At 66.1% G+C, this 1,776-nt stretch carries 1 protein-coding gene and 1 pseudogene; both read right to left on the bottom strand.

Annotated features, from left to right (window positions below):
• Positions 1–270 (bottom strand): annotated as a pseudogene (locus tag AC1VAN_RS20705) (efflux transporter outer membrane subunit); the annotation flags it as partial.
• A 92-nt stretch (positions 271–362) separates the two neighbouring features.
• On the bottom strand, positions 363–1,776 hold a 1,414-nt coding region (locus tag AC1VAN_RS20700), incomplete at its 5' end, for a DHA2 family efflux MFS transporter permease subunit (protein WP_480986622.1).

Here is a 1,776-nt window from a genome sequence, read left to right as displayed (position 1 = left end):
GGCCACTGCCCCCACCTTGGGCAGCTGCTCGGCGCGACGCTGGCGCTGCAGCGCGCGCGAGGCCAGCAGCTTGGCCTGGGCCGCACGCAGGTTGGGGCTGTTGCGCAGCGCCTCGTCCACCAGCTGGTCCAGCAGCGGATCATTCAGCGCGCGCCACCACTGGCTGGGTGGCGTGGCCGGCTGCACGTCAGCCTGCGCGGCGCGCGGCAGCCGTGCCTGTGCGGTGGCATTGCCGGCAACGTCCGGCTTCACGTAATCCGGCCCCAGCATGCAACTGGCCAGCAGCAGCGGCACCGTGGCTGGCCACAGGCGGCGCAGGCGAAGGGACAGGGCCGGGAGAAGGGGCAAGGTCGTCGAAGTCATCAGTGCATCGCCAATGGAACGCCCTTGGGCAGGGGCTTGAGCAGGAAAACCAGTGGCAGGGTCGCCACCACGATCAGGCCGAAGATCCAGAACAGGTCGTTGTAGGCCATCACCATTGCCTGCATCTGCACGGTCTGCGCCAGCACCGCCAGCGCCTGCGTGGCGTCGCCGAGCTGTTGGCCGTAAGCATGCAGCGCATCCTGGGCCACGGTCGAATTGGCGGTGACGCTGCTGCCGATGGCATCGACRTGCAATGTGGTGCGGCGCTCCTGGAAGGTGGAGATGATGGCCAGGCCGATCGAACCACCCAGATTGCGCGCGGCGTTGAACAGGCCCGAGGCATCGCTGGTGTATTCGCGCGGCACCGAGGTGATGGCGGCCTGGTTCAGCGCCATCATCGCCAGCGCCAGCCCGCAGCCCTGCAACAGCTGGCCGATGATAAAGTGCGGGCCGATGCTGTCCGGGGTCAGGCCCAGATTGACGAAGCAGGCGGCGGCAAAGCACAGCATCCCGCCAAACACCATGATGCGCACGTCCACCGTTTCCAGCATCTTCGGCATCAACGGCATCAGCAGGATGGTCGGCAGGCCGGCCAGCAGCAGCACGTAACCGGCCTGTTCGGTGTTGTAGCCGGCGATGATCGCCAGGAACTGCGGGATCATGTACATGACCCCGAACAGGATCATGCCCACCGCCATCACCATCACGAACACCGCGCCGAAACTGCGCTGGAAAAGGATGTTGAGGCGGATGACCGGCTCCTTGCTGATGAACTGCGAGAGCGCCAGCAGCGCGAACCCCAGCAGCGAAACGATGCTGAGCACTACGATCATGCTCGATTCGAACCAGCGCTCGCGCTGGCCGTCTTCCAGTACCACGGTAAGCGCGGACAGGCCGGCGGTCATGCCGACGATGCCCAGCCAGTCGGCGCGCAGCAGCCCGACCCAGTTCGATTTCTCATGCGGCAGGCCCAGCAGAAGCAAGGCAACCAGGCCAGCGCAGATGGGCACGTTGATGAAGAAGGCGTAGTGCCAGCTGACGTTCTCGGTCAACCAGCCGCCCAGCAGCGGGCCGATCACCGGGCCGAGAATGACGGTCATGCCGAACAGCGCAGTGCCCAGCGGCTGCTGTTTCGGCGGCAAGCGCGTGCCGACGATGGTCAGCGCAGTAGGGATCAGCGCACCGCCGGCAAAGCCCTGCCCTACCCGGCCGGCGATCATCATCGGCAGCGAATCGGCCAGGCCGCACATCACCGAGAATGCGGTGAACAGCGTGGCGCAGATCAGCAGGAAGGTGCGCAGGCCCAGCGTGCGCACGAACCAGCCGGTCAGCGGAATCATGACGATTTCCGAGACCAGGAAGGCAGTGGAGATCCAGGTGCCTTCGGTGCCGCTGGCGCCGACCTCGCCCTGG

It is taken from the genome of Stenotrophomonas sp. 05L44_2 (assembly GCF_056665995.1).
Note: the sequence above shows the minus strand (reverse complement) of the source record. Positions and strands in the feature narration are given on the sequence as shown.